The sequence below is a fragment of the Vibrio gallaecicus genome, from assembly GCF_024347495.1.
Classification (GTDB): domain Bacteria; phylum Pseudomonadota; class Gammaproteobacteria; order Enterobacterales; family Vibrionaceae; genus Vibrio; species Vibrio gallaecicus.
This window is the reverse complement of sequence record NZ_AP025491.1, coordinates 647,139-673,071: the sequence shown is the minus strand read 5'-3', so window position 1 is coordinate 673,071 and position 25,933 is coordinate 647,139. Positions and strand designations below refer to the sequence as shown.

20 protein-coding genes and 1 pseudogene are annotated in these 25,933 nt (G+C 39.9%); 6 read left to right on the top strand and 15 right to left on the bottom strand.

What is annotated here, in order from left to right; all coding sequences use genetic code 11:
- Positions 1 to 17: 17 nt before the first annotated feature.
- The gene (locus tag OCU78_RS17395) at positions 18 to 4,259 is read right to left on the bottom strand and encodes an ATP-binding protein (protein WP_167494057.1); all 4,242 of its coding nucleotides are present in this window, start codon (positions 4,257 to 4,259) and stop codon (positions 18 to 20) included.
- 151 nt (positions 4,260 to 4,410) lie between these two features.
- Between OCU78_RS17395 and OCU78_RS17390 the strand changes: the two genes are divergently transcribed.
- From OCU78_RS17390 to OCU78_RS17380, 3 genes are all read left to right on the top strand, one after another.
- Entirely contained in the window at positions 4,411 to 6,087 is a 1,677-nt protein-coding gene (locus OCU78_RS17390; protein WP_137374293.1) for a response regulator, read from the top strand.
- Positions 6,087 to 7,298 (top strand): two-component system response regulator, encoded by a 1,212-nt coding sequence (locus OCU78_RS17385; RefSeq protein ID WP_137374294.1) that lies wholly within the window; start codon positions 6,087 to 6,089, stop codon positions 7,296 to 7,298. The genes OCU78_RS17390 and OCU78_RS17385 overlap by 1 nt, the downstream gene beginning before the upstream one ends.
- Before the next feature lie 201 nt (positions 7,299 to 7,499).
- Positions 7,500 to 8,192, top strand: coding sequence for a Crp/Fnr family transcriptional regulator (locus OCU78_RS17380; RefSeq protein WP_137374295.1), 693 nt, complete (start codon positions 7,500 to 7,502; stop codon positions 8,190 to 8,192).
- Positions 8,193 to 8,248: 56 nt separating this feature from the next.
- Here the strand turns inward: OCU78_RS17380 and OCU78_RS17375 are convergent, their stop codons facing one another.
- A complete protein-coding gene (locus tag OCU78_RS17375) occupies positions 8,249 to 9,136 on the bottom strand; it encodes a helix-turn-helix transcriptional regulator (RefSeq protein ID WP_137374296.1) in 888 nt (295 codons plus the stop codon).
- A gap of 51 nt (positions 9,137 to 9,187) precedes the next feature.
- On the opposite strand from OCU78_RS17375, the gene OCU78_RS17370 reads away from it, so the two are divergent.
- Entirely contained in the window at positions 9,188 to 10,600 is a 1,413-nt protein-coding gene (locus OCU78_RS17370) for an MATE family efflux transporter (protein WP_137374297.1), read from the top strand.
- Between the two features lie 84 nt (positions 10,601 to 10,684).
- Here OCU78_RS17370 and OCU78_RS17365 read toward each other — a convergent pair whose 3' ends face one another.
- Both OCU78_RS17365 and OCU78_RS17360 read right to left on the bottom strand, forming a co-directional pair.
- Positions 10,685 to 11,065, bottom strand: a complete 381-nt coding sequence (locus OCU78_RS17365) for a nitrous oxide-stimulated promoter family protein (protein WP_137374298.1) — start codon at positions 11,063 to 11,065, stop codon at positions 10,685 to 10,687.
- Positions 11,066 to 11,151: 86 nt separating this feature from the next.
- Positions 11,152 to 11,655, bottom strand: a pseudogene (locus OCU78_RS17360) (GNAT family N-acetyltransferase); the annotation flags it as partial.
- 96 nt (positions 11,656 to 11,751) lie between these two features.
- Between OCU78_RS17360 and OCU78_RS17355 the strand changes: the two are divergent.
- Positions 11,752 to 11,934, top strand: a complete 183-nt coding sequence (locus OCU78_RS17355) for a DUF2986 domain-containing protein (protein WP_137374300.1) — start codon at positions 11,752 to 11,754, stop codon at positions 11,932 to 11,934.
- A gap of 315 nt (positions 11,935 to 12,249) precedes the next feature.
- On the top strand, positions 12,250 to 14,217 hold the full coding sequence (locus tag OCU78_RS22945; RefSeq protein ID WP_137374301.1) for a methyl-accepting chemotaxis protein: 1,968 nt from the start codon (positions 12,250 to 12,252) through the stop codon (positions 14,215 to 14,217).
- Between the two features lie 166 nt (positions 14,218 to 14,383).
- On the opposite strand, the gene OCU78_RS17340 is transcribed toward OCU78_RS22945, so the two are convergent.
- The 11 genes from OCU78_RS17340 to fhuB form a co-directional block, all read right to left on the bottom strand.
- A complete protein-coding gene (locus OCU78_RS17340; RefSeq protein ID WP_137374302.1) occupies positions 14,384 to 15,274 on the bottom strand; it encodes a metal ABC transporter substrate-binding protein in 891 nt (296 codons plus the stop codon).
- 2 nt (positions 15,275 to 15,276) lie between these two features.
- On the bottom strand, positions 15,277 to 16,152 hold the full coding sequence (locus OCU78_RS17335; RefSeq protein WP_137374303.1) for a metal ABC transporter permease: 876 nt from the start codon (positions 16,150 to 16,152) through the stop codon (positions 15,277 to 15,279).
- Positions 16,152 to 16,886, bottom strand: a complete 735-nt coding sequence (locus tag OCU78_RS17330; protein ID WP_137374304.1) for a metal ABC transporter ATP-binding protein — start codon at positions 16,884 to 16,886, stop codon at positions 16,152 to 16,154. Before OCU78_RS17330 ends, OCU78_RS17335 begins: the two co-directional genes overlap by 1 nt.
- Positions 16,886 to 17,890, bottom strand: a complete 1,005-nt coding sequence (locus tag OCU78_RS17325) for a metal ABC transporter solute-binding protein, Zn/Mn family (RefSeq protein ID WP_137374305.1) — start codon at positions 17,888 to 17,890, stop codon at positions 16,886 to 16,888. The genes OCU78_RS17330 and OCU78_RS17325 overlap by 1 nt, the downstream gene beginning before the upstream one ends.
- Before the next feature lie 15 nt (positions 17,891 to 17,905).
- Positions 17,906 to 18,466, bottom strand: a complete 561-nt coding sequence (locus OCU78_RS17320) for a DUF6162 family protein (RefSeq protein WP_137374306.1) — start codon at positions 18,464 to 18,466, stop codon at positions 17,906 to 17,908.
- Entirely contained in the window at positions 18,463 to 18,798 is a 336-nt protein-coding gene (locus OCU78_RS17315) for a hypothetical protein (protein WP_180033728.1), read from the bottom strand. Before OCU78_RS17315 ends, OCU78_RS17320 begins: the two co-directional genes overlap by 4 nt.
- Positions 18,799 to 18,971: 173 nt before the next feature.
- Entirely contained in the window at positions 18,972 to 19,808 is an 837-nt protein-coding gene (locus tag OCU78_RS17310; RefSeq protein WP_137374308.1) for a DUF4198 domain-containing protein, read from the bottom strand.
- Between the two features lie 107 nt (positions 19,809 to 19,915).
- Positions 19,916 to 20,434, bottom strand: coding sequence for a DUF2271 domain-containing protein (locus tag OCU78_RS17305; RefSeq protein WP_137374309.1), 519 nt, complete (start codon positions 20,432 to 20,434; stop codon positions 19,916 to 19,918).
- Between the two features lie 53 nt (positions 20,435 to 20,487).
- Positions 20,488 to 21,117: a PepSY-associated TM helix domain-containing protein gene (locus OCU78_RS17300; protein ID WP_137374310.1), complete on the bottom strand. Its 630-nt coding sequence runs from the start codon at positions 21,115 to 21,117 to the stop codon at positions 20,488 to 20,490.
- Between the two features lie 378 nt (positions 21,118 to 21,495).
- Positions 21,496 to 23,619, bottom strand: coding sequence for a TonB-dependent receptor (locus OCU78_RS17295; RefSeq protein WP_137374311.1), 2,124 nt, complete (start codon positions 23,617 to 23,619; stop codon positions 21,496 to 21,498).
- 353 nt (positions 23,620 to 23,972) lie between these two features.
- Positions 23,973 to 25,919: a Fe(3+)-hydroxamate ABC transporter permease FhuB gene (fhuB, locus tag OCU78_RS17290; protein ID WP_240701764.1), complete on the bottom strand. Its 1,947-nt coding sequence runs from the start codon at positions 25,917 to 25,919 to the stop codon at positions 23,973 to 23,975.
- Positions 25,920 to 25,933: the final 14 nt, after the last annotated feature.

Here is a 25,933-nt window from a genome sequence, read left to right as displayed (position 1 = left end):
ATATTTATCACTTTAGATTAGCTCATGACTGAATGGTTTGGACTTCTTATTCCTTCGCAATATTGTTCGATTTCTTGTCCAAGAATCGTTAACCCTTTAGTCACAAACTCAATGCGTTCATGACTGTAAGTTAAGTCATTTTTTAAAGCGTTCTTTTCAATATCCTTTGCAACCGTAGATAGTGAATCATTACCTAAATAAAGCGCACTACCTTTAATACGATGCGCGGTATCTTTAATGGCTAATGCATCTTGAATTGCACCAGTAGCTTCAAGTTCTTGAATGTCGTTTTTGTAGCTTTTAATGAAGGTATCGAGAATATCTAAGGCTATATCTTGATCTTCACCGCTCATAGATAACACATGGTCTACATTAAATGCTTCAAATGCAGGCAATATCAATTCATTGGGTGAAGCTTGTTCTTCTGTTAGTTCAAGTCCAGCGAGTTCGCTTAAAGGAGCATCAAATTTATCAGTTGTGAATTCAAAATTAGATTCAATAAAATCATTGGAACCTAAGGTGCTCCTTGATTGGTATGACTCGAATAAATCTTGTTCAGCTTGTAAAATTGCCGGTTCCATTAAAGATTCAGGGGCATTTGAGTCTTTTTCTGACTGCTGAACCGCCAACTCAAACTGCTCCATTTCTTTTTCAAATAGCTCAGCATCAGTGAGGTCATTCAAATGGTATTCTGCTTCTTGCTGAACGCTATGTGGGTCGTTAATGCTATTTGGAGAATTGACGCTATCTGAATCTTCATTGTTATTTGGACCATTATCGATTTGACTTTCTTCATAAATAACATCGGTAAAGTACCCAGTCTCAGGTAAGTTACCTTGTGACTTCTCCAAGGGAAATAGAGCCTGATTTAACTCATCCATGTGTGACTCTTCTATTTCACTCCATTGGATTGCATCTATCTCAAGCTCCTCAGCTAAATTTGGCTTAGATTCATGATTTACTGATCTGTTAACAAGCCTATTATTAACAAGCTTATTAGATTCTTTGCCACCGTCCGCTAAATTTTCTTTGGATAAGAGGAAATCATTATCCTCTTTTTCATCTGAATCACTCTCCATCTCGCTTAACCAATCTAATGAATCGCTTTCATCAACGGTATTAACTGGTTTGATTATTGGCTCCTGAACATCATTAACCGAGAAAATATCTTCGACACATTCATCATCCAAATTATCGGCTTCGAAGCTATTTGCATCCAACCAAGCCACCAGCGAATTTTCATTACCATCAAAATCAGATTCAGCCACATAATGCTTACCTGCAATTTGTATTAGCTTACTTTCAAGAACATCAAGTGGGCATGGTTTAGAGATGTAGTCATCAAACCCTGCTGTGATACAACGTTTAGCTGCACCGCTTAACGCATCTGCAGTAATGGCAATAAGGTGGGGTTTATCTTCTGGAAATTCAGTAGAGATCTTAGTCGCCAATGTAAAACCATCCATTTCAGGCATATGGCAATCAGACAGAATGACATCATAAGATGCATTCGAAATGAATTTATTATAAGCAATAAGTCCATTTTCAGCGGTATCAAAGCTAACGCCAAGGCGCTTTAATTGCCCGCCAATTACTTTCCTATTCACTTCATTATCTTCTGCGAACAGAACCCTTAGTTTATTCAATTGATTACCCGAAGGCATCTCACTAATGGCTTTATCTTGAATAACAATATCTTCGCTTTTACCTGCTGGCATAGGTAAAGTGATGCTGAATAAGCTCCCATGTCCAATCACAGAAGACACACGGATCTCTCCCCCCATTTCAGTCACAATCTCACTACAGATACTAAGACCAAGCCCTGTACCACCAAAACGTCGAGTAATATCACCATCAGCCTGAACAAAAGGATCAAACAAGGAGCTTTGCTTATTTTTAGCGATGCCTATACCGCTGTCTCTAACTTGAAAACCAATTAGGTCGTATAACGTCCCATCGTCCGTTTGTTTATAATCGGACGCAATAAGCTGGGCGCTTAGTTCAACAAACCCTTCTTGAGTAAATTTTACTGAATTAGAAACCAGATTATTGAGTACTTGCATTAGACGAGTTGAATCGCACATGTAAACGCGACCAATTTGAGAATCTATCCGGCTATTAATGGAAAGATCTTTAGCAGTAGCTTTGTGTTTAAAGTTACCAATCACACTCGTCATCAATGAATTTAGCTCACAGTTAACACTCTCGAGCGTCAGTTTACCTGCATCCATTTTTGAAAAATCTAGTACGTCATTAAGAAGTGCCATTAAGTTACGAGCGGAGCCGTTTAGGGTTTGTAACAGATCTTCTTGTTCACTACTAAGTTTAGTAAAAGACAAGGCTTCAGCCATTCCCAGAACGCCATTCATCGGAGTTCTAATCTCATGACTCATACGTGCTAGAAAGTCTGATTTAGCAAGAGTCAGTTCCTCCGCCTCTTTCTTTGCTAACTCCGCTTCTTGCAATGCTCTTTCAAGAGTTGCCTGAATGTCTTTCCTTCTACCTAATTGATGACGGTAAAATAAGAAACACATCAATAAGAAAACAATAAGTATTCCACTTGCGATGACAACTTGTTGGTATAAGGCTTGAACACGCTCCCCTTCTTGGCTAAATACAATATGTTCTTTCCATTTAACTTGAAGATCTTGTTGGAATTTATCCCCTAAATTAAAAATACCGACATTGAGTAATTCAACCCAGTCCGTTTCCATTTTAGGTAAAGCAATTCTAGGCCAAAACTCAACATCAAAGTCTTCAGCTTTATGAAGGTTAAGAGTAAATAACTTGTGCTTATTCACTAAATACGCGCTATTGAGTAACTTACCCACATAAGCATCAGCACGGCCTTCTGCCACTGCGCGCATCGCATCTTCTGCTGTGTCCAAATAAATGATTGGATTAACAGGCAACAAATCAGCCAAAAGTTCGTTCTCATATAATCCACGGACTAACGCTAAACGTTTACCTTTCAATTGCCTAATAGTGTAGTAATTTTCTTCACTCGCGATGGCAAGCAAAGTTCTGTCTATGTCAGTGGTAAATTCTAAGCTACTGAGTCGCTGTTCAGTTCTATACACGCCAGGAAACATGTCTACTTCACGATTCTTTACCGCATCCATGGCTTCCTGAAATGAGTGATACGGTTTGGCTTTAAATGTCAGACCAAGCTTTAGGCTGATGCTTCGCATCACATCAACGATATAGCCCTCTATAAGGAAATCTTCCGTAATAAAGTAGGGTTCTTCCCCATCGACAATATAGGCATAGGTAAGCACTGGTTGTTCTGCTATTTTTTTAGATTGCTTATCCGTTAATTCCGGTATGTACGATCCAACAACTGGCGCGAAAGACACCAGACCATTGTTATCTGTCGCCTGTTGCCAAAGTTGCTGAGTTTTATCTTTGGAAAATTTTCGAATACCGCTATTGATCAACAACATAAGCTGTTCATCTTCAAAACGTGTCATTGAACGGATGGGGATCCCGGAAGTATTAAATGTAACGGAAAACTCATCGATTAGACCTCGAAAAGCCAACTCTTTCTTTAGTTCTTTGACCGACCAACTGAAGATATAATTGAGTCTATCTGCTCGATCGAGCACTTTAGATGTTGAATTTGTATGTATCTCAATTTCATTATTGATATTAAAACCAAATGGGGTAATCGATGTTGGTAAATCTAAACCAACCTTCCCACCATCTATGCTTTCACCAATACGTTTAGCCAGAGCAGTTTTTGCCTCTACGTATGGGATACTATACTTAACCCAACTGGTTAAATTGCTGTTGTAGGTTGATGTCGTAAGGATATCAATAGAACCATTTAGCAGTTCTGAATATAAGGTTTGGTACGGTGAAAGCTGAAATTTTATTTCGAACCCATACAATTCCCCCCAAGCCAACCAGTACTGTTTCATAAAAATACGTAAGATAGATATATCTTCTTGATCAGCGTGATAACCCTGCGTCTTAGAAGGCTGAGGAATACCAATCGTCAAGCTGCGCTTGAGATGTGCTTCTCCTTTACTATTCAGAATCGCGTCAACTGAGTAGTCTTCCTCCGCAAAAACATCCTTAGAACTGACTTCTATCAAGCTCACTTGCTCTGAAATACTTTTCAGCAAGTTTTCTGATGGTCGTTCAGTACTTTTATAACTGGTAGTTTCTTCATAATCAGAGGCTGATTGGGCGAATGTATTGAGTGAAGACAAAACAGACAGAAGCAGAATTTGCAGGCGTAAAGTACTATAAAACATATTATTCGACATCGAGGTTTATAAACTCGCTACCTAGGGGGAATTGCATACAGTATAATTGCAAGTTTCTCTTAGTTCTGTTCTTTAAGGAACAGACTTCTGTATAAAAATTATAAATAATGGCTATGTACCAATTGATAGCGACTTATATATGCCATTCAACACTCTTGACCATTCACGCCCCGTTTTAATTGTCGATGACAGCTCAATGTATAGAACCGCCGCCAAAGGTATGCTTCAAAAGCTGGGTTACCAACCGGAAATGCTGCATTTTGCCCAAGATGCTTCAGAAGCCATTTTACGATGCCGTAATAACCACTATGGTCTTGTCTTCTTCGATTACAACTTAGGTGATCGCGCTAATGGTTTTCAGCTGATTGATGAACTACAGACTAAAGGCTTACTTGCCGCAGACTGCGCTAATATCATTGTAACTGGCGATGCTACAGCTGAAGTCGTGCGAGGGTTTATGGAATTAAGCCCAGATGGTTACCTTCTTAAACCACTCAATTACACGACTTTAAAAGAACGTCTTTCTGGGTTTGTTCGTAAAAAACGCGAACTTTCCGACCTTCTGATTTACTTTGCTAAAAAAGACTACCAAGCCGTTATAACGATGGTCGATGAAGCGTTTTATCAAGACGATGGCATCATTGTTCATGCTCAACGCATAAAAGCAGAAGCACTTATAGAACTTGGTCAATATGATGATGCACGTAATGTGCTGATCAATTTACAAGGCAGTGTGGAAAATGGAAAAGTGGTCCTTAATTTGGCTCGTATTGCACTTAAGCAAAGGCAATATAAACAAGGCTTGTTCTTACTCAAACCACTTCAAAAAGACCCTTTCCATGCAGCTTCTGCCGCACAACTCAGTGCAGAGCTAAATGTAGCTCAAATTCAATTTGATCTTGCTTTAAAGGACATCGACCGTGCGATTGCCATTTCCCCTAAGGTTATTGAAAGGCATCGCTTAAAAGTAAACCTCAACATGGCAATGTTTAATTTACCTAATGCTATCTCTAGTACGAAGTCGATGATCTTAGAATCTCGGCATTCATTTAGAGAAACTTTGGATATGTATCAGCTAGGTGCGCAACTAGTTCTAGACCAGGCTCAGTTTGCCACTAGAGAACAGCGATTAACGCACTTATCTGTTTTAGGGAAATGGGCAGAAAGTTGGCGTGCCAAATTCCCGAGAGCAGCTTACAAAGCAATGGAGTTATTGCTTTTTTCTCGCGGTAATATTCTAAAAAGTGATCCAATGAAAGGGCGAGCTTTACTGCAAGAATACAAAACCTACATTGCTAACATTGAAGGTTATCAGCCAAGCCTTCTCGAAAAAATTGAACTTTCACGCGTATATTTATTATTAGGTCATCAGTCTGAATATCAGCGCTTAAGCGAACAAATTAACATATCACTTAAAAAAGAGCCCTTCACCACTCAAGACAAAGCTTTGTTAGCTTATCTATCACAGTGGCGAAACAAAGTTCAAAGATCGCGAGAAAATTCGATCAAACTTAAACGCGATGCTCTCACATTGATCGAACAGAAAAGCTTTGAGAAAGCATCAACAATGCTTGCTCACTCAATGGATACACAATTTACTGATAACGAAGTGCCTAAACTCTTATTTGGTGTGTTAACTCGAGCTTGGCCCAATAATTGGAGTAAACGTGACGTTATCCATTTAGCGATTAGATGCCGTGATCAGCTTCACGACACTGATTTCATCAAAAGCAAGGAGTTTTCGGCACAAAGCCGAGTTCTCGCTCAACAATTGGATTACAAGGATCTAGCTATGACTGCTAGCATGGTCTCTTAATGGATATTGGTAATATTCTCATCATTGAAGATGATGCATTCCAAAGTAAAATTTTGCATTCGATGCTCTCTTCAATCACAAGTGCCACCATAGTGACTGCGAACAATGGAAAAAAAGGGTTTGAAGCGGTAAAGAAACAAAAGCCTGATTTGATCTTCTGTGATCTTTATATGCCCGAAATGGATGGCGTAGAATTCGTAAGAGTCTTAGCTGATTCAGGAATACAGACGACCGTCGTTTTCACCAGCAGTGCTGCCAGTGATGTACAAGCCGCTGTAATTGAAATGTCGAAATCATGCGGGTTAAAAAAAGTCGCCAATTTAATTAAGCCTCTTAAACGAGAGCAAGTTACTGAACTTCTCACTTGGGTACAAAAAGACACATCCATAGCTCAAAGCAAGCAGTCACAAATTATTTCTGTAACGGAAGAAGAGATAAGACATGCACTAAGAAGTGATCAGTTTGAACCTCATTATCAAGCTCACTTTGATGCTCGCTGTGGTACGTTAATCGGTGCTGAAGCCTTGATACGCTGGAACCACCCAAAATTTGGAATGCTGACTCCTATTCACTTCTTAGACAAATTGATAGATATGGGTTTAAGCTATCAGATGACCTGTCATATGCTAAGGAAGTCCATTGAAACTGCCGCAAGTTGGCATAACAAGGGGTGGTCTTTGAATATATCGGTAAACGTAACGCCTACCGATCTAATTCAACCTGATTTTGCTAACCGCGTTTTACAAATTGCTGATGAAGTACGTTTCCCGCCTCATAAATTAACGATTGAGGTGACTGAAACTGAACTAGCGTCTGATTTAGCTCGAACACTTGAAAATACCAGTCGATTACGCATCCGTGGAGTGAACATTTCTATAGATGACTTTGGTACTGGTCACTCATCATTAAGCCAATTAATTTCCAGCCCATTTACTGAGCTTAAAATCGATCAACTTTTTGTTAGTAAAATGCTGAAAAACAATAAACACTTAGCGGCTGTACAGTGTGTAATTGCTTTAAGTAAGAGCTTAGATTTAAGAGTGGTTGCAGAAGGTGTAGAAAGCCAAGTTCAAGCTCGTAGGCTTGCTCAACTTGGTTGTGATGTTTTACAAGGGTACTTTCTCGCGAAGCCTAAAAGTAGTAATGACTTTGTTCAATTTTGCTTCAAACATTTTAATAAGCCTTCGCAATGTAAAAGTGCCTCTATCTAAGTACCTATGATTAAGTAGCTACTGCCTAAATACCTATATTCAAGTAGCTATAACAAAATACCTATGTCTAAGTATTTTAGCAGCAGCTACTTGATCGTTTCGATAGCACTTTGTCTGCCGATTTTAACGTTAGAGGTTATTCATATTGTAAGAACGTAATTCGTCACGTTACACTATGAAAAAATACAATCGAGATCGCTTTTGAAAACCTCTACTTCCGATATCCAATGGCCTTGCAATCTAAGCCAGGCATTAAAAGATGAGTTATTGCTTTCTGCCATTACTGTACATGGTCTCTCAGACCGAAATCAGTTTAAACGTTCCAGTGTAGATGGCGTTTTTTATATCGTTCAAGGGATCATGTCGATTAGCTTTGCTTCTGAAAACACAAATACGATGAACGCCACGCTACTTAGTGCAAATACTTGGGCTGGTGGTGGTGTGATATACAATAGCTTATCTTTAAACGCGACAATTGATGAGATTCTACCTTGCACGATCCTTTATTTCCCAAAAGAAAAAATTGACCGTCTGGCTAGCACCAACGACGAAGTGTTTCGATGGTTGTATCATTGCACTCTAGACTTACAAAAAAATTGGCTTCAATCTCAACTTTGCTCACTTTACGATCGTGAATCTAGAATTGTATTTTCTTTGCTGGATCTAGCAAAACGCTTACCTGCTGTGCAAGGCAGTTTGATTAAAATCGATATTTCGCAAAAGCAACTTAGCCAAATCACCGGTATATCACGCCCTAGGCTCAACGAAGTTCTTAAAAGCTTAGAAGCTGCTAATGAAATAAGTTTAGAACGTGGCAGTATTCACCTTATTGATATTCCATCTCTTAATAAGAAGACCGAGAAACTTAAGCATGCTTTCCAAACTATAAGCTAAATGTCGTGCTTACGCTCTAAGCTCTAAGTTCCAATATAGCCTTTAAATTCATTCATCTAGTGACGCAATGATTTTCTATATTGACTAGGAGATTGCCCAAAATGCTTCTTGAAACGATGCGAGAAGTTGTATGGGTCTTTATAACCTAATCGATGAGAAATCATAGTTACTGACCATTCTTGGTGATGCAATAAGCTCACGGCTTTATCCATCCTCAAATGAATGAGCTTACTTCTAGGTGACAATTGGAACAACGATTTGGTCACTCTATTTAGCTGCTCTTCACTAACGAATACTCGCTTTGCCATTTCTGCCACAGTCCAATTTAAATGTAAGCTGCTTTCAATTTCATTATATAAAGCTTGTACACGTGACGTAGTATTGGTCGATTTCGGTTCAAACCCAGTTAGCAAGCGTACAATTTCACTCGAAAGCAGTTTTCTAAAACTCGCGCGACCACCAATCTCAAAATACAACAAATTCAATAAAGACCACACTTGCTCGCACTCTCCAAACGGCACTATCGCTTGCCCTAAACCTGCCATATGTTGCCATTGTGGGGTGTCAGGGATCAGCATCCAAGCCATTTTCCAATAGTTCTGCTGTGGGTTAAGTTCAAATCGGAAAGAAGTCCCTGCTGGTAAAACAACTAAAGTATATGGCTCAATTTCAGCAACAAATGTAGAAGTCGTTAAAATGCCACTGCCTTCTTGAGTAAATACAAAAGTATGGACGGACACTGATTCTCGCTCAATCCGGTAGCCATCAAATAGCTTAGCCATACCAGCCATATGAACACCGCATGCTTGTAATTCAGGGATATCTTCGGTGGTCAAAAAACGTTCTTTACAACTTTCAGCAAGAAAGACTTCATCTTGCCATGTTGTTTTAGGGCTCATAGAGCCAATGACGGATTCGCACAGGTTTTCTCGATTTTCAAACATGTTCTTATCTTTGTCTTATCACTATAGTTCTCGTCATAAACTGGAGAGCCTATGACTACTAAAACATACCCTAACGCAAACAACTTAACGAAGCCAGAGCATATCTTATCTAGGATAATTAAGCTTGGCTTACCTGTAGCACTACAAAGTGCTTTAGTTGCAATACTCGCCCTTGCCGATGTGTTGATGGTTAGCGATTTTGGTATGGAAGCCACCGCAGCTGTGGGAATAGCATCAAAATGGCACTTTGTTGCGATTATGATTATGGCAGGTTTAGCCACTGCCAATGGCACGCTGGTTGCTCAGTACTGGGGAAAAGGTGACCGCTCGAGTGCTAAAACGATCACGTCCATAACATTGCGTTTTGGTTTGAAAGTTTTATTACCAGTTACTGCAGTCATTACGCTTGGTGCCCAGTTGCTGATGATGCTACAAACCAGCGATCAAACTGTGATAGACCTAGGAGCATCTTACCTTTGGTATGGGTTTCCGGTTCTTCTACTTACTCACATTGTGATTGTAACAGAAGCAAGCATGCGCTCATCAGGTGACACGGTAACCCCATTATTACTTGGTGCTGTAACTATTGGGCTCAATATAGCTTTAAACCTAATACTCATTAAAGGAGCATTTGGGATTCCAGCAATGGGTGTGGCTGGAGCTGCCTTAGCCACGACACTTGCTCGTTTAATTCAAGTGATCATGATGTACGCCTACATGCGCCATAAAAACCACTGGCTACTCACATCAGAAAGCTCTACTCACAAACATTCACTGTGGCTTTCTTACCGACGTATTGCATTTCCATTAACAATGAATGCTGTACTTTGGGCTGTAGGGACAATGGCTTATCAAATGGTTTTCGGTCATATGGGAACCACTGAATTAGCGGTCTTCTCTATGCTTGCGCCATTTGAATCACTTTGCTATTCGGTATTTTTTGGAATTTCTGTTGCGTGTTCTGTACTACTAGGTCACTCCTTAGGACGTGATGAATTTGATCAAGCGATGGATATGGGGAAAGCTTTTATTAAAATTGTCGTGGTATTCGGCATTACTGTAGGTTCCGCCCTATTCCTGGGACAAGAATACGTTCTAGAGTGGTTAAACTTAACAGAATCCAACTTATACGCTTTAGCTTCACCAACAATGCTATTCATGAGTTGTGCCATTGTTATTAGAATGCTCAACATGGTGATCATTAACGGGATGCTACGATCCGGAGGCGACAATAAATTCTGCCTTCGCATGGACTTCATTGCCATGTGGATGGTTGGTATTCCAGTTTGTGTCTTTGGTGCATTTGTACTGGGATGGAGTTTCCAATATATCTACGCATTAATGCTTGTAGAAGAAGTGGTGAAATTGGCTATTTGTTCACATCGCTACGTAAGCCGACGCTGGATTAATAATTTAACCATCAGCAATGATAGCAATAATCAGGCCACACCTGCTATTGCGTAATCAGCATTTAGTCAGGTTAACTTAAATAAAAACAGGGTGAGCATGAATGTGCACACCCTCTAATTTTTAATCAACACAAATAGATCATTTCAGCCTTTTATGTCGATTAGAAGCATTAGGTAACGGCTTAGCCGGCACAGTACGTCTTTCGTGTAATAAATGTCTAATCGCTAATATAGGGTGTTTTAACAACATTCTAGGCCCCGAATAACGCATCACTAAACGCATCTGTTCTTTAGGATCAGGTTTATAACAATGAATTGGGCACTTATTGCAGGTAGGTTTTGCTTCACCATATGGGCATCGATCAAGCCGAGTTTCAGCATAGTCGAGTAACTCCGTGCAATCCGCACACAGCCCCTTTACTGTTCCGTGGTGGTGATTGCAATAAATATGAACCATTGCGACAACCGTTTTAAATTCAGTGGCCAGTTCGCCAATGAGTATGTCTTTAGTTTGATACATTATTGAGTACCATGCTTAGATTGAAAGACGTGCTTTGATTGAGAGAAGAGCTTGGGTTGTGAATTAGGGCTGGATTGACGATCAAAGGTCAATTGATAAAGATTGAGATCCACCGACTCTGATAAAGCCTCCTCCACTCTTACAAAACTAAACCCTAAGCGTTCAAGCAGTTTTATACTGCGCTGGTTGGTTGAGGTAGTAATCGCGACAAGGCTTTTAATTTTCAATCTATGCTGCGCATCATCCAATATTGCTTTCGCAGCTTCATAAGCAATACCTTTACCGTAGACACTTGGAAAATAGCCGTAGCCAATATCATACGCTTCTAATGTATCTCGCTTAATCAAGCCACAAACACCAAAAGCAGTTAATGTATGTTTATCTTCAACCAACAATAAACACACACCTTTATCTTCATACATCTTCAAAATATTATTTTGGATATAATTTACAGCAGATTTTGGAGAGTCAATGCCTTTGTCCCCAATGTCTTTCAAGAAATCTTCTGTGTTGTATAAAGCTTGAATAAACTCGGCATCATCATGCGTGATCATTCGTAAATTTAAACGCTCAGTAGTAAGTGGCTGCATTGACACCATTCTCCATCGAAATACACTCATTTATTGAGTTCTGCGGCTAAAATGATTATCCTCCACCGCATTAACTAAATACAAGGCTATGCAGCAATGAACCGTAAGAAAAAAATTAACGATATTCTAAAAAAGAAACAAAAGAGAGCAAATGCTAAGCTGCATACTAGCAATAAGCCTCGATATATTTCCAAAGCAGAGCGTGCCAAGATAGAAGCTGAAGAAGCGGCTGCGAAACCAAACGAAGAATCGGTTTCGTCAAACGAAGTTTCTGACTAGATTGACTCTAAACATGCCTATATTGAATTCCTCATTCTTTGTAGGCACGTTTAACTTTTTATAGGAACGCTTAATTTATTGCTGCACAGAAAATATGAACTGCACGCATCACCCCACTCCGCCTACTCGCCACCTCAATATGCAAACTGTGACATAGTTTAAATATATTAAAAACCAATCCTGATCTATCGCTTATTTACCCACATTATTAATATGGCTTTGTGTCTAATCTGATACTTTAAATAACATCCCGTTTCTCTATACCAATTATTAATTTCACTAAGAGAATCAACCAGAAACAAGTCAGGACGCTGGATGTTAAATTTATTAAAAAGAATAACTAATAGAAGCTCACAAAGTGCTCAAGATGTTTTACCCCACTCTGTCATCCTCTCTCATACCACGAGTTCACTACCCAAAACAGAAGACATATTAAACACAGTTGAAAAACCTACGCTATGTTTGGCTTACGTCTCAAATCATTCAAAATTTGATCAAGTAACTGCTGATTTAGGACATGTGTTTAAATCTATTGGCGCACATTGCGTCACCATTATGAGTGCAGGTAACTTGAGTTCAACAACGGCTTCCGCCTATGACGGTGGTGAAGTTGTTCTTCATATTTTCTCTCAGAAAATGTTTATCCAATGCGAGCCACAACTTGTTGATATACCGAAACATACTCTTGAAACCGATATTGACCTCCACATAACAACCATGACAAAGGCGATCAAGTCTCTGAATTGGCAAGTTGAGCAAAACCATACTGATACCTTTGCGTACACTTGCTTTACTGGCTTAAATGCTATGGAGAATCAGTTTTTAAGAGCTGCTTATAACAGCGGAAAAATAGAGGTCCCGTTAATTGGTGGAAGTGCTGGGGGTAAGCTAGATTTCACAAGAGCAGATTTTGGGTTAAATGGAAAACCATGCAGTAATAAAGCGCTGTTAATGCTTATTAAACTTCATCCTGATTACGCTTACGCGTTCCATCATACACACTCAGTATCCGGTACTGTCCATACCAAGTTTACCGTAGCTAAATCTAATAATGTTACACGGACTCTGTCTAAAATTATCTTAAGCAATAATGAGATAACATCACCAGTTGAGCATTTATGTGAGGTTCTCAACTGCTCTCCTGACAATCTTCAAAATGCGTTAACCGGAAAGCATTTTGTCATAGAGACTAGTGAAGGCGAAAAGTTTGTTCGAAGCGTAGCCAGTGTTAATGGCAACGAGAACTCTCTAAATTTGTTTTCAGATTTAACATTTGGTGAAGAAATTTCTTTAGTAAGTTCTGACAGCATTGCCTCTTCAACGCAGCGATCCAACAAACATTTTTTGTCTGAAATTCAAGGTCAGCCAATTACCACAATAGCGATAGATTGTGTCCTAAGACGTATAGGAAGCAGCGAACAGGAGCTAAAAGCAACAAAGTTTGATGTTCCAACTGCTGGCTACTCAAGCTTTGGTGAAACATGCTATGTTCATTCAAACTGCACAAATGTGTCGATTACCATTTATAAGCGTACCGGTAATCACCATAAATCAGTCACCCATTATCCTTCAACACTAGCAAGATTTGTTAAATTCCATTCCCAATCGGAAGTTAACGCTGAGCGCTATATGAATAATATTCAAAGAAACATGCTCGCTCAAATTTCTGAGTACAAACCAATCATTACTAATTGTTCTCAGTCACTTAGATCACTGGCATCTATGTCTTTAGCGTTGCAGGGCAAGCAGCATCAACTGAATGACTATTTAGAACATGTTTCTAAAATTACTCATACTCAATCAGATCAACGCGAGCAGTTGATAAAAATGATTGATACTTTAAGTTCAAATGCTTCTGATATTACCAATGCGTTTTCATCTATCACTAGCATTGCCGATCAAACCAACCTATTGGCTTTAAACGCTGCGATTGAAGCTGCAAGAGCTGGAGAACAAGGAAGAGGGTTTGCAGTTGTCGCGGATGAAGTGAGAAGCTTAGCCGTAAGGACTAAGCAAGATGTGAGTGTGAATAGTGAAATAGTCACTCAACTCAATACTTATAGTGTAGATATTGGTGAATTGGTCAATAACGTTCAGTCATCCACTCTAGAACAAATCGAATTAGTTGATGGTGCAAATAGCCTTTGTTCAGCAATAAAAGATGAATCAAAAGCGTCAGAGAAAGCGGCGGAAGATGCATTAGATCTGGTTGAAGAAGCCATCCAAAAAATGTCTGCCATTGAAGGTCAACAAGAGAAACTAAATCAACTACTCATTTCTTAAAAGACGTAAACCATACTCAGACCACTATCGTGGGATAAATAAAAATGCAGCAGGCTACTAACCTGCTGCATTTTACATTCTAGCTACTCAGTTAAAACGCAAGTGCTCAGTTTTAATAAAGCTCAAGTATTAGTAGAAGCGTAACGTTTTAATACAAGAATAAGCTTTATTGATTGTTAGGAATAATTTCCCAACGCGAGAATACTTTATCACTAGTAATCCCCTTCTTTCCCCAACGATCTACTGAATCAATGACTAGAATCTTGTCTTCTGATACTAGTGATTTCAATAACTTGGAAGGTTTTTTAGATGTCACTAACCACAAGGAATCATCTTCTTTGAATGTCGACTGTAACTCTGTTTTCTGAGTCTCATTCCATTCAAGCTCTGCGGTAAAAATCCTATCTTCAACAAACAACTGATTACCAGAAACAAAGTCTTCTAAGCTTTCAGATAAAAGTACAACGGCATCCACTTCTTGATCAAATAAGATCGCTTGCTGCTGGTTGATCAACTCGCGGACATCTAACATGACACGCTGCAAGTTTTCATCAATCGTGTCTGAATATGTCGGCCATACTTTTTTTAAATCATCCGCCACAATTGATGCCATGCGAGTCAAGTTAGTCGGGTTAAGCCAAACGAATTTAGATACTTCGCCACTTGATAGTGTAATAGCAGCGACCCCTTGTGCACGTGGTGTAATTGCCTGAGCAGCATCAATCTCGACCAATCGAATATTACCCTGCCTTGCATATACATAGGTCGGATCCGCCTTCCATACAGACGAAAGTGTAATGGCTACCGTAGCATTCTGGCCTGATTCAATGGCTTTCTTTTCGCCTTTGGTACTGAACCAGTTGGGCAAACGTTCAATACCATAACGCTTGGGAGGCAAGTACTGGGTCGTGAGACTGGTTTTCTTCGTTAGCTCAGTCGCCAGTGCATAAGTCACAGGCGTAGCGGTCAAAATATCTTGAGCAAATACAAACTGAGGGGTAAGAAGCACAGTGATTAAAGCTAGCGCAGAAGAAACCTTAGTGAATAAAGAGGTCATTTTTAAGCCTTTCTTATAATTCGGTAGAATGTTGCAGACAAGAAAAAGACTGCGGAAACAATGATAATTGATGCGCCTGAAGGCACTGGAAGGTCAAGTTCCATAGGCAATATCGTTCCGACCAAACAAGCAATTGTCGCGAGTAACGCAGAAAGCAGCACAAAGCTTCCCATTCGTTTAGTCAGTAAACGCGCGGTAGCACCAGGAATGAGCAATAATGCTCCAACTAAGACTGCACCAACGATTTTTACTGCAGCTATGGTCACTAGCGTAATCATCATCACAAATAAGTAATCATAAAAACTGGTGTTATAGCCACGAACTTTCGCGATATCAGGGCTAATACAAGTTAATAAAATGCGATTGAACGTAGGGATAAGCAGTACGATTATGATGAAACAACTCGCCGCTAATATCGCTAAATCTTGATCGGTCACCGTGAGTATCGAACCAAACAAGACATTCTCTAGCATATGGATATTTATTTTACGCGCGACATACATTAATAAGGCAGCACCAACCGCTAAAGCAAGCGCTAAAAATACGCCCACAAGCGTGTCGTATGGCACATTGGTTCTATTTCTTACAAAGTGAAGTAGCAAAGCAAAAATCATACAGAAGCTAAACAAGCCTATGATTGGGTTTTCGGCTGGCTCTCCAAGTAGCACGCCGATTGCAATCCCTGTTAAAGCAGCGTGACCCACAGCTTCAGAAAAGAAAGCGAGTCGTTTAGCAATAACAAGCGTCCCTAGCCCACCAAGTAATGGCCCTAGTAGTAAGGCTGCAACCAGGGCGTTAACCATAAATGCATACATGAAGCTATCGCTTAACCAGCCCGCTTCTACACCCATGATGGCGATTTGTCGTAACCATTCCATTACGCTACCTCGACTGTATTTTTAATGTTTGAAGTACTCGTATAATGTTGGAACAAGCTTTCAATTTTTGATGGGTGTAAAACTTGTTCATGAGTGCCACTTTCAACTAAGCCTCGATTAACCACATGTACATTCGCTTCTAAACGACGAACCGCTGTCACATCATGATGAACCGCTAAAATGGTTCGTCCCTCATCAACACACTCTTTTATAAGAGTTTCTAAATAGCGAACCCCTTGTTCATCCATGCCTGTGGTTGGTTCATCAAACACTAATAAACTTGGGTTATCTAATAGCGCTTGAGCAAATAACACCCTCTGTTGCTCACCACCTGATAATTGCCCCATTCGACGATCAGAACGGCTTGCCATACCTACGCGATCTAACTGTTCAAGAGCGGTATCAAGTTGTTTTGATTTGCGACGGAAAAATAAGGGCGTACGAGTTTGGTTGAGCAATACAAAGTCCATCACAGTCAAAGGCAAACTGGATTCGAAGATAGCCTTTTGTGGAACATAGCCAATGCTCGGCTTTGCAGGCCAATGGATCTTTATGTCCCCAGAGAATGGAGTGAGTCCAAGAACAGAACGAAGCAGCGATGTTTTGCCTCCTCCATTTGGTCCCATTACTACGTGGCATTTACCTGGTTCAAAATCTACAGAGATTTTTTCCAAAATGATGTTGTTATCATATTGAAGACCAAGGTTATTAATTGAGATTGAAGGACCAATCATTACAAACCACCCGACTTACTTACTTGTTTAATCTTCTGGCCTTGTTGGGATGAGTTAGCCTGATTACTGGCTGCAAATTTCATCGCTTCAATAAGAGTCTCGACATTCTTTTTCATTTCAACTTCAACTTTTTCATCTTCATAATCACCATGAGTCATGTGTGAGAATCGATAAAGTTGAACTCCAGTTTCTACTTCAATAGTGTCGACAAAACGGTTTGGCATATTTAACTCGTAAAAGAGAACGTCAATTTCAGATTCACGAATCTTTTCAATTGTTCCTTGAAGTTGGCTAGCGCTTGGTTCGACGCCATGAGCCGGCTCAATCACCGCGACTACGTCCACCCCAAATTCTTGAAGGATGTACCCGTAAGCATTATGTGTTGTGGCCACTTTCATACCTGAAGTATCAAGTTCACCAAGTGAAAGCATGGCGTCACGTTTCATCAAACGGAAATGCTTCGCGTACTTACGAGCATTTTTACGATAAAAAGCGGCATTATCTGGGTCTAATTTCGATACTTCACTAGCAATGGTATACACTTTTTGAATCGTTGTTGATAAGCCTACAAACGTATGCGGGTTTACTGCACCTTGACCAACAGATTGACCGAGTGCAGGCAGTAAAGGCACTTCTTTATTGGCTTCAATTACAACTAAATCATTACGTTGTGACGCTTCAATAACTTTCAATGCAAAGTCATCATGTCCAATGCCATTCACTATAATGGCATCCATCATACTTAAGCGTTTTAGGTCGTTTGGTTGAGGTAAGTAATTGTGTGGGTTAAAACCAGCATCAACCAATGGGAGTATGTTAGCTTTATCACCAACCACAGCTTTGACATAGCTGTAATAGGGTTGCAGCGTGATACCGATTGTAATTTTATTGCTGTCTATTAAATTGCTATCTAATTGTTCGTCTAATGATGAGAGTGCTGTGGCGTGAAGGCTCGACGTGGTAAACACAGAAAGAAAAACAATGAATACAGTTAAAACTCGCATGATAAATCTCTATTTTTAATGAACATCATTTAATTTGTTTTTGGGGTCACTTGCAGCAGTGACAACTTGTTTCCAGCCTAATGACTCTAAATACTCGATCTCATATGAGCTCGGTGCTTCTAGGCTTCCCCCGAGAGATATCCATATATCAGGTGACATAACATTGGTGTTTAACAAGAATGCGTTTGCAGCACCTGAGTGAGAAGGAGCAGAAAAATAGTATCCATTTCCCACATGAGTCCAATGATGCTGCCCTTTACGCTTCCAACTTTGATCTTTCACGAACGGCGCGATCCACTCGTCTTCTAAAAAATTGACACTTGGCCATTCGCCATCACTTTCTAAATAAATGTCTCGAATTTCTTCGTGAGCAAGCCTAAGTTCAGACAGCATAGCCAGGTTTTCTTTCTTAACATCGGTAACTAATATTTGATGTTGTTCAACGTGTTCTGTTTGAGTGTTTGCTTGCTGAAATGGAATAGCAACCGTAGCGAACGCAAGGATCAAGATAATAATGAACCCGACCCATTTCCCTTCTCTATCACCAGTATCTGGTCTTACTGATTGAGTGATCATTTCTCACTGATCTCAACAACATCAACTTCAACTGGATTTTCATGACCAGAATCGAAGACTAAATAGAAATCTTCATTGGGATGTACAAATTCCACGATTGAACGCTTATCAGTCACTTCTTTAGCGATAAGATTATCGTCATAATCAAACATCTCAACAGCGTAATCGACCGCTGTACTTCCATCTGAATACCCCGCTTCACAAACCACTAATTCTTTTTCTAGCCAGCAGCCCATAAGTGGAAAATGCGCTTGTGCAGGTAATGCTATTGCCGCGACAGCAATGGCCAAGTTTGTCTTAATAGCTATTTTTAATTTTGTTTTAATTTGTATTTTCATATTCAACATTCACATGGCTAGCGTAGTAACATTTTGTAATTTTAAACTTGTGTATTACTTAACTGAGGTAATAGATAATCGACGCAATACATAACCGACAAAGGGTTCATAACCATGAACCCTAATCGTTGTTTACGAGCGTTCGAAGCCCAGTATGGGGTGCCCGATTACTGTAGTAATGCTTCAAAAGTTAGATGGACATTAGCACTGGCTTTATCTGCTAATGGATTATCAATAAGCTCACCTTTGTAGTTCGCTTTCATCACGTAACGACCAGCAACATCCGGAGTAAATGTGATTTCACCTTTATCATTACTTACTACGTCAATCTGCTCTTGATGGTTGCGGTAAAGCGTACCTTCTCGTGTGATTTCAGCAGTTACACCTTTTTGAATTGCACCGTTGTAAAAGAACTGGAATGTCACAGGCTCGCCTTCGATGATGTCTGAAGGGTGAGTTACAGGTTTCATTTCAAGTAATTTTCCTTCAATCTCAAATACTGAGTCTGATGGTTTGCCCACAGTGATGTAACTTTCAGCTCGTGTGAAACTGATTTGAGTGACAATGTCACGAGATTTTTCAGGAAGAATGCTATCTCTTTCTGCTTTAGTCGCTTTCACCCACTTAACGGTGTCACGACGACCTGCTTTGTACTGAGTGTAATAGCTTGGTGTATTGTTAATCGTAACCTTGTGAGTACCTTCTTCTTCAAAGTAGAAATCAAAAATAGAACGGCGCTTACCACGTACCACGAAGTTTGGACGCTCTTTTCTCCCATCTGGCATGATAATTTGTGCACTTTCACTGCCAGCAGGCTTATCAAATACAAACGTGCCGTGAGAAGCAGTAACGTCAAAAGTTAACCAATCGCCGCCTTCTTTTGATACGGTAAAATGAGAAGGTAAAACCCAACGAGGGTGTGCTTGAGCTGTTGTGGTTACCGCTAAACCAAATGCCATTACACCCGCAAGAGCTAGTGCTTTTACTTTTGTTTGTTTCATCATTTTTAATTCCATTATTTTCGTTAATTCATCTTCAACTAACGTGAGTATTTGATCGATTTAATTACGTGATTCTATTTAACGACGTGATCTTATTTAGCAACTCAATTTTATTTAACAACGTAGCTCATTGTTATTTCGCCTGTTTCTTCCGTTGGCTCTAATTGGTAGCTTGCGTTTGAGTCACCCAATGTGATTTTTTGACGTAAGTAATTCCGTCCACCATGCTCGCGAACTACCTCAATATGCACGGTGTAGTTACCTTGTTCGAGTGGCTCACCACTGTCAGTTTTTCCATCCCAAACGAATCGATATTCACCCGCAGGTCTCGTTGCTGAGGTAACAGCGTCAACAAGTTCACGATCATAGCGACCTACTTTTCGCCACCAACTACGCAAGTCTTTCAGCCATTCGTCTTTACCGACCCAAAGTTCAATCGTTTTTACAGACTTTCTTTCACTGTTTTCCACCCATACTGCAACATACGGTCTGGCATACATTGATGTATCGATTGTTGGTAATTCAAAGCTCACATCTAGCTTGGCAGCTGCTGGAATAGGTTCAGCCATACTTAAAGTTGGAGCCAGTGACAGTGCAATAAGCAACTGACACCAAAATGTGTTTTTCATGTTCATAGCCTTAGGAAACGAATACCGAATATCTTTAATCAATGCTGACCAAATTAAGGCACAGCAATTATGTAAATGATTACAGAGACGAGTGAGCCAAAAATGGTCCACTTAATGGATGTATGTAATGTTTTCTTTTTCGGAAGCAGCAAGCAAACTCCAGTGATAACGAAAAAAATCATCAGCAATGCAGTAATATCAATAAACCACTTCCACACTTCGCCACTATTTCGGCCTTTGTGTAAGTCATTAAGTAACGCGATTACCCCGTAATCTGTACTTTCAACTTCAACCGATGCATCCAAAATATCGACGAATACGGAAGCGTTATAACCCGGTCCTTTGAAATCCATTGATACTTCGCCAATGATTAACTCGCCATCTTCTATTTCTGAAAAGATGTCTAAATTTGAAGGGCTTCCGGATACATTTGCTTCGTTTTTCAAGAATTGATGTAGCGCTTTTTCATCGGCTTCAATTCGTCCATCATTGATAGAAAATAATGCCCTTGGTAATTCGAAAATATTGCTTTGAATATCAGGCTGGCTTAACTCAAACAGATTTGGGCGATTAAGAGTGATCCCGGTTACTGAGAAAAACAGGACCACAAACAATAATGCCATTGAAATATAAACATGGAGTCGGCGTGCCCACGCTTGAACCGCTCTACCTTTTAACCACATGGTTGTTTAGCCACTTTGTTTTTAACTGCATGTTTTTCAAGCGAATGGTTGCTTAACCAATTTGACTCGTTAACCAATTTGATTTTTAACCGCGCTAGCACTTTAAACTCCGCTAACACTTTGAACACCGCACAGCTTAATTGCATGAATGTATGTACCTATAAAATATCTGGGCGGTAATTTAGTTGATAATCATTCGTATTGGCATTTAATTTACATTGTTTACGTTTATATAAGCAGAAGTTCTATAAAATATGAGCTTCTCAAATTTGAGTTCAGAACGGTTCTATGTGAGGGGATTTTTGATTTCTATGAAAAAGCCGCTCTACTTCTAAAGTAAAGCGGCTGACTGATTAAATTTGATAATAATCTATGAGATTAATATTTCACTTGGTAATTGAGAGTAAATGTACGACCTCGACCTTTGTATTCGAACATGTCTGAATCACCATACCAATGTCTTGCACGCTGACTCCATACTGTTGAGTAATCTTCATTTAGTAGATTTTTAATACCAAAGCCTAGGCTTCCAACTGGAAGTTGATAGCTGCCAACAAAATCAAAAACAGTGTAACCATCCAATTTACGATCATCAGCGTCTTTGTAATCAAACATTGTGACACTTTGCAGCTTCATGTTGTAATCGTAGTCATTCCATCCAACCCATGCCGTTGCTTTGGTTGTACTCGCTTCCATCGCGGCTAAATCTTCCCAGCCGTTATCGCCTTTCTCTTCTGAGACAACATAATGACCAGATGTACCCAGTTGCAGGTTATCTGTCATCCAATATTTAACTTCGGCTTCTGCACCATAAACTCGTAGCGGATCAGAAATTCCTTTAATGCTTTTGTCATCTGCATACTCAACTGAACCATCTGAATATGAATAGTACAAGGCTGTTTGGAATGACAAATCATCAAGTTCATTACGGTAGCCAATTTCGTAGCCATCCGTTTTAATGCCTTCAAGTTTAGAGTCATTTACATTTACGGTTGCGTCTTTACCATAGTATTTTGCAGGGTTAGCTAAATCAAAGCCTTGTGAGAAATTAGCCCACACCTGAGAGCTCTCTGATAGTTGATATATAGTGCCGAAGTTAAACAGTGTTTCTGAATAATCTGTTTCACCGCCAGGAACAAAATCTGACGCTGCATTTTTCTGAAAATCGGAAATCTTTGTATTCAAATACTGGTAACGAGTACCACCTTGAATAGACCAGTCATTCGTTATCGCATATTCGAGTTGAATAAATGTTGCAAGAGCTTCTGTATCCACTCCAGGGTAACGTCCAGTAATTTCATCAATAACATTGACTAAACCACCGGTATTACCGGTAACCGTTGAATCATAGAGAGCTTGGTCACTGTCGAATTTATCTAAATACCCATCGATGCCATAAGTAAAAGACAATGAATCAAACGACTTATTCATTACTGCTTTTAAAGAAATAACGTCTGTTTTTTGCCTTGATGAACTAAAGCTTAGTGTCTGTCGACCTGCTCGCGTATATGGAGTATAGGTATGCTCTTCCATACGATATGAAAGCTCAGCAATAAACTGATGACTTAGGAAGTCATCATTGTTGTAGGCAGCACTAACCATGATTCTTTCAGTACCCTGCTGACGCTCTGCAGAGTACCCTTCACGAACGTCGACAAATTGATAATTTCCGTTCGCGTCTTTCTCAAAATATAAGCCATATGGCGAATCTTGTTGGCTATCATAATATTGGGCAAGTAAGTTGAGTCTTTGACTATCGGCTAAATCAATTTGTAAATTACCCAATACGTCAACTGTCTCGTTAAACTGGGTCGAACCTTGCGTCACATCTGGTGTGATAATGCCACCATCTGCATCAAAATAGGCTTGGGTTTTAGTATAAGTAACAGCAGCTCGACCTTTAACACTGTCATTACCACCCGATACTGATTGCGCAATTTTATAGTCTAGATCTTCACCAGAATTAAAGCCTGTTGTTCCACCAACAAAAGTTTCAAATTCAAGTTCATCACTGTTCGATTTTTTAGTCACAATGTTGATCACACCGCCACTTGCACCAGCACCATAAATGGAACTAGCACCTGAAAGGACTTCAATTCGTGCAATATTGAATGGGTCTATAGAATCTAGTTGGCGGCTGATGGAGCGAACAGACTGCAGAGATACGCCATCAATCATTACCATGATACTTCTACCACGTAAGTTTTGACCTGTATGAGTTCGACCACCACTTTGTACATCAAGAGACGGAATAGTAACGGCTAGAATTTCATCTAGGTTTTTTCCACCTCTATACTCCCGTTCAATCTGTTCAGCATCAATGTACCAAACCGTACCTGGAATATCGCTGATTGCTTTTGGTGTACGGCTAGAAACCACCACCATTTTTTCATCAGTTTCTGCGTACCCTTCAGCTTGAGCTTGCGTTGAAACGATTGAAAATGCAGAAGTTACCGCCACTGCAACTAATGTTAATGGGAAAATCCCTTTCTTAGACTTCATTCAATTCTCTTATATTTTATAAACAACAAATGAGAATGGGAATAATACTCATATGCATAAATATTACTACCGTTTTATGAAATTTATCGATGAGTGGCTAGGTTTTTATCAATTGCCTGCATAAAACAATCACCTACTATCTTAGGTGATTGTTTTATCTGTAAAAACCGGATTAAAAAGTATCTAAAGGGAGCTGCATCAATGAAAAATATCAAAGTATAGGCGGATGTAAGAATAAAACTGCAAGGCTCTGAACTTGCCTAGTAACTAAAGATAAGTTGGAAAAAACGAATATAAGGTGTGGCGGCTACCCATATTAATAACCGCCAAAATTAATCTCCGATTGGAACTATTTACTTTCTCATGAGATATAAGAAGTATGCTCCTCCAATCAATGAAGCTAATAGCCCTGCTGGAAATTGCCAAGGAAACCAAAATGTTCGCCCTAACCAATCCGCGGTCATCATTAAGATTGCACCCAGTAAGCTGGCGGTAATCAATTGCTGCTTTGCGCTGTATTGGTGTAATGACCGAGCCATATGGGGAGCAAGCAAACCTACAAAACTTAAAGGTCCAATTACTATTGTTGCTAAAGTCGTGATACTTGCCACCAAAAGCAGCAATAGCATTCTTACTCTTGTTGAATCTACTCCAAGGCTATTTGCCGCCACCTCACCTAAGCTAATGATGTCTAACCATTTGTGAATTAAGGCTATGGTAATAATGAAAACTAATATCCCTGATCCTAATAAATAAACATCTGTCATTGAAACGAGATAAGTTGAGCCAGATAACCATGTGAGCAAGGCTCTCATATTATCTTGACCAGATGACAAAGCAATCCTCAGAAAGGCATCAAGCCCCGCACTTAGTGCGATGCCAGTCAGTAGCATATGTGTCGCTACAAAGTTATGCTTTCTGCCCATCCACCAAATAAAAAAAGTAACCGATGATGCGCCTAAAGTACCCAGCAGCATTTGCTGGAATCGATCAGCCGTTATCCCGAAATAAGCTCCTATAACTAATGCAAGTGCTGCACCTGAGCTTATCCCTAGAACTTCAGGGCTAGCCATAGGATTTGTTGATACTCGTTGGATTATTGTTCCAGCAATAGCTAAGCCAACACCAGCTAATGCAGCAACAGCAACTCTTGGTATTCTAAGTTGTAAGATTGAAACCGATTCAACTATCGTCCAGCCAGTTTGATCTTTTCCAACAAAGACAGCAACAATCACAAGAAACACAAAGAGCCCCACAATAGGGATAACAACTTGCTTTAATGTTCGGTGACAATAAGTGCTGATCACTGACTCGCGTGCTTTCATATCTGACTGCAACAGTTTCTTATTGAGCAGCCATAAAAGGAAAGGCGCTCCAAGTAAGGCAGTCATTGCGCCTGTTGGTAGCATTTCGCCACCCGCTCCTGAAAATGGCTGTATGATTAAGTCAGCAAGCAACAACATAGATGAGCCAACCAACCCACTAACCAAAATTTGTTGGTTGAGCTTCCTAGCCCCTAACATTCTTGCAATTGCCGGCGCTACGATACCGACAAAACCGATCAGCCCAACTTCACTAACCACTGCCGCTGTAACAAAAATAGCCAATGCTAAACTGATCACTTTTAGAACTTTAACACTCACACCTATAGAAGAGGCAACGTCATCCCCTAGCTGCAATGCAGATAATGGTCTTTCAATGGCTAGAAGTAGTAATGTCGGAATAACAGTTAATGGAATTAGGATTTGCGCACTTTCCCAGCCATTTTGATTTAACGAGCCTGCTCCCCAAACAAATAAACTGGTAAGGTGCTCTTCATTTAATAAAAGCAACATGGTATTCACTGAACCAAAAAACAAGCTCACGACCATGCCCGCAAGTACCATATGAACTGGTGAAAAGCCTCGTTTAGCCGATAAGATAAAAACCAATGCTGTAGCAAAACAACCGCCGATAAATGCAGGAATAAAACCACTGACTTCAATACTGGCTGGAAGTAATAAAATACTCAGGATCATTCCTAGTTCGGCACCAGAAGCGACACCTAAAGTGGTTGGCGACGCAATGGGGTTTCGTAAAACAAATTGCATCACACACCCCGCAACCGCTAGTGCAAAACCGCATATTAAAGCAACTGCTAAACGTGGTAGATAAGTTAAATTGATTATGATGTGTTGATAATCTGACGGGTCATACTGAGTAATAACATCAACTAATACGGATAAACCTTGTGAGTAAGGAACCGTAATGTGCACTAGTAGGGCTATCACACTGAATAGCCCAGCTATGCCTAAAGGCAGTCTCGTTCGCTGAA

What these genes read in the sequence shown, in the direction of transcription:
- OCU78_RS17325 (WP_137374305.1), bottom strand. Translation starts at nt 17,890, where the DNA reads ATGCGAGTTTTAACTGTATTCATTGTTTTTCTTTCTGTGTTTACCACG.
- OCU78_RS17385 (WP_137374294.1), top strand. Translation starts at nt 6,087, where the DNA reads ATGGATATTGGTAATATTCTCATCATTGAAGATGATGCATTCCAAAGT.
- OCU78_RS17320 (WP_137374306.1), bottom strand. Translation starts at nt 18,466, where the DNA reads ATGATCACTCAATCAGTAAGACCAGATACTGGTGATAGAGAAGGGAAA.
- OCU78_RS17390 (WP_137374293.1), top strand. Translation starts at nt 4,411, where the DNA reads ATGCCATTCAACACTCTTGACCATTCACGCCCCGTTTTAATTGTCGAT.
- OCU78_RS17330 (WP_137374304.1), bottom strand. Translation starts at nt 16,886, where the DNA reads ATGATTGGTCCTTCAATCTCAATTAATAACCTTGGTCTTCAATATGAT.
- OCU78_RS17300 (WP_137374310.1), bottom strand. Translation starts at nt 21,117, where the DNA reads ATGTGGTTAAAAGGTAGAGCGGTTCAAGCGTGGGCACGCCGACTCCAT.
- OCU78_RS22945 (WP_137374301.1), top strand. Translation starts at nt 12,250, where the DNA reads ATGTTAAATTTATTAAAAAGAATAACTAATAGAAGCTCACAAAGTGCT.
- OCU78_RS17355 (WP_137374300.1), top strand. Translation starts at nt 11,752, where the DNA reads ATGAACCGTAAGAAAAAAATTAACGATATTCTAAAAAAGAAACAAAAG.
- OCU78_RS17375 (WP_137374296.1), bottom strand. Translation starts at nt 9,136, where the DNA reads ATGTTTGAAAATCGAGAAAACCTGTGCGAATCCGTCATTGGCTCTATG.
- OCU78_RS17340 (WP_137374302.1), bottom strand. Translation starts at nt 15,274, where the DNA reads ATGACCTCTTTATTCACTAAGGTTTCTTCTGCGCTAGCTTTAATCACT.
- OCU78_RS17335 (WP_137374303.1), bottom strand. Translation starts at nt 16,152, where the DNA reads ATGGAATGGTTACGACAAATCGCCATCATGGGTGTAGAAGCGGGCTGG.
- OCU78_RS17305 (WP_137374309.1), bottom strand. Translation starts at nt 20,434, where the DNA reads ATGAAAAACACATTTTGGTGTCAGTTGCTTATTGCACTGTCACTGGCT.
- OCU78_RS17395 (WP_167494057.1), bottom strand. Translation starts at nt 4,259, where the DNA reads ATGTTTTATAGTACTTTACGCCTGCAAATTCTGCTTCTGTCTGTTTTG.
- OCU78_RS17310 (WP_137374308.1), bottom strand. Translation starts at nt 19,808, where the DNA reads ATGATGAAACAAACAAAAGTAAAAGCACTAGCTCTTGCGGGTGTAATG.
- OCU78_RS17295 (WP_137374311.1), bottom strand. Translation starts at nt 23,619, where the DNA reads ATGAAGTCTAAGAAAGGGATTTTCCCATTAACATTAGTTGCAGTGGCG.
- OCU78_RS17370 (WP_137374297.1), top strand. Translation starts at nt 9,188, where the DNA reads ATGACTACTAAAACATACCCTAACGCAAACAACTTAACGAAGCCAGAG.
- OCU78_RS17365 (WP_137374298.1), bottom strand. Translation starts at nt 11,065, where the DNA reads ATGTATCAAACTAAAGACATACTCATTGGCGAACTGGCCACTGAATTT.